The sequence below is a fragment of the Halanaerobium congolense genome, assembly GCF_004366375.1.
GTDB lineage: Bacteria > Bacillota > Halanaerobiia > Halanaerobiales > Halanaerobiaceae > Halanaerobium > Halanaerobium congolense.
Window position 1 is genome coordinate 1 of sequence record NZ_SOEF01000078.1, and the last position, 2,074, is coordinate 2,074.

At 29.6% G+C, this 2,074-nt stretch carries 3 protein-coding genes; all 3 read left to right on the plus strand.

Features of this window, described 5'->3' with window-relative positions; all coding sequences use genetic code 11:
* Positions 1–183: 183 nt before the first annotated feature.
* The 3 genes from C7954_RS13775 to tnpB are packed head-to-tail and all read left to right on the plus strand — an operon-like array spanning position 184 to position 1,875.
* Positions 184–345 (plus strand): hypothetical protein, encoded by a 162-nt coding sequence (locus C7954_RS13775; RefSeq protein ID WP_166635247.1) that lies wholly within the window; start codon positions 184–186, stop codon positions 343–345.
* The gene (gene tnpA / locus C7954_RS13460) at positions 338–745 is read left to right on the plus strand and encodes an IS200/IS605 family transposase (RefSeq protein ID WP_089717738.1); all 408 of its coding nucleotides are present in this window, start codon (positions 338–340) and stop codon (positions 743–745) included. Before C7954_RS13775 ends, tnpA begins: the two co-directional genes overlap by 8 nt.
* Before the next feature lie 11 nt (positions 746–756).
* Positions 757–1,875 carry an IS200/IS605 family element RNA-guided endonuclease TnpB gene (tnpB, locus tag C7954_RS13465; RefSeq protein WP_108076431.1) on the plus strand — a complete coding sequence of 373 codons (1,119 nt, stop codon included), beginning with the start codon at positions 757–759 and terminating at the stop codon, positions 1,873–1,875.
* Positions 1,876–2,074: the final 199 nt, after the last annotated feature.

Below are 2,074 nucleotides of genomic sequence, written 5' to 3' on the forward strand. Positions count from 1 at the left end.
GTTATAGATTTTATCGACAGAAAACCAGATGGGCTTGCCCTCTGGATGAATGCCGATATCTTTTAATGCAATTAAATATTTCTTAAAAAATATAATATCCTCCCAATTTTCTATAAAACTACTTTTTTCTATTTACATATATAATCTACTATGATATGATATATATGTAAGGAGGGGTAACTAATGAAAAATGTTCAAATTAATATTTCTATTCCCGAGAATTGGAAAGACGAACTTGAAAATTTAGCAAGAATATACTCTGTTGAAGAAGAATCTACATTGACTTATTTAGACCTAATGCGTAGAGCTATACAAGAAAAATATGAGTTAGATAGCGATGAGTAACGATTACAAAAGTTTAAGTCATTGTAGATACTTAGTACAATATCATCTTGTATGGTGTCCTAAATTTAGATTTGAAGTCATAAAAGGAGATATAGAACAATCATTAAAAAATATTCTTGCTAAGGTATGCAATAAATATCAATATGAAATTTTAGAATTAGAAGTAATGCCAGACCATATACACATTTTTCTATCAGCCAAACCAACAGCAGCACCTACTGACATAGTTAGAACTTTAAAAAGCATTTCTGCAATAAAGCTATTTAAAGAATATCCAAAACTAAAGAAATTCTATGCTCGTTGTGGTTCGCTTTGGAGTAAAGGCTACTTTGTAAGCACAATAGGAAATGTAAGCTCTCATACTATTAAGAGATACATTCAAAATCAAAAATCTAATTAGGAGGTGGAATTATGCAGACTAAAATTGTTGATAAAGCATATAGTTTTAGAATTATACCCAATAAAGAGCAAGAAGAATTAATTAATAAAAATATAGGTTGTGTTCGGTTTGTGTTTAACCACTTCCTAGCTCAATCTAAAGACGATAAATACTTATCATATTCTAAATTTGCTGCACAATTACCTAAACTAAAGCAAAAATATAATTGGTTAAGAGAAGTTGATAGCATTTCTTTACAACAATCTCTAAAAGATTTAGATAAAGCATTTAAGCGTTTCTTTAAAGGTTTAGCTGGGTTTCCTAAATTCAAGTCTAAAAAGAATAATAAACAATCTTATAGAACTCAATATTTTAAGCGTTCTAATGGAACTGAAAGCATTGAGATAAAAAATAATAAGATTAAGCTACCCAAACTTGGTTGGGTGAAATTTAGAAAATCTAGAGAAGTTACAGGTAAAATTAAAAATGTAACTATTAGAAAATCAAAAGCTCAGAAATACTATATTTCTATATGTGTTCAAGAAGAAATAAAAGAATTACCTCAAAAAAATAAAGCTATTGGTATAGATTTAGGTTTAAAAAATTTTTTAATTACTTCTAATGGTGAAGTAGTTTCTAATCCTAGAACTCTGTCCAAATATGAAAAAAGGATTGCTAGATTAAATAAAAGACTTGCTAAAAAAGAAGAAGGCTCAAATAATTGGTATAAAGTAAAGAATAAATTAGCTAGAGTACACGAAAAAATAGCTAATATTAGAAAAGACTTCTTACATAAACTTTCGACTAAATTAATCCGTGAAAACCAAACAATAGTAGTTGAAAGTTTAAAAGTTAAGAATATGCTTAAAAATTCTAATTTAGCTAAATCAATATCTGATGTTAGCTGGAGTAAATTTGTTGAATATATAGAATATAAAGCAGAATGGTATGGGAGAGATTTAATCAAAATTGATACATTCTTCCCTTCAAGTCAACTTTGTAGTGAATGTGGATATCAAAATAAAGAGGTTAAAGATTTAAGTATTCGTGAATGGGAATGTCCGAAGTGTCATTCAATTCACGATAGAGATATAAATGCTAGTAAGAACATATTGCAGCAGGGTTTAGAGCTGCAGTTAGCTAGTAGATAGATTTCATACCGTAGGGCGTACGGAAATTTAAGCCTTTGGAGAACTTGTAAGACCAGTTCACACTTAATCTTGTGACGCACTCAATGTGCTAACGCAAATCTATCTATCTGCTACAAAAGAAAGATTTGTGAGATTAACTGTAAAAAGGCTAGGTTCTATGAATAAGGAATCCTCGTGGGCTTGCCCCGAGGAGCGTCAA

Coding starts and splice junctions, on each gene's coding strand:
- tnpB (WP_108076431.1), top strand. CDS start 757: ATGCAGACTAAAATTGTTGATAAAGCATATAGTTTTAGAATTATACCC.
- C7954_RS13775 (WP_166635247.1), top strand. CDS start 184: ATGAAAAATGTTCAAATTAATATTTCTATTCCCGAGAATTGGAAAGAC.
- tnpA (WP_089717738.1), top strand. CDS start 338: ATGAGTAACGATTACAAAAGTTTAAGTCATTGTAGATACTTAGTACAA.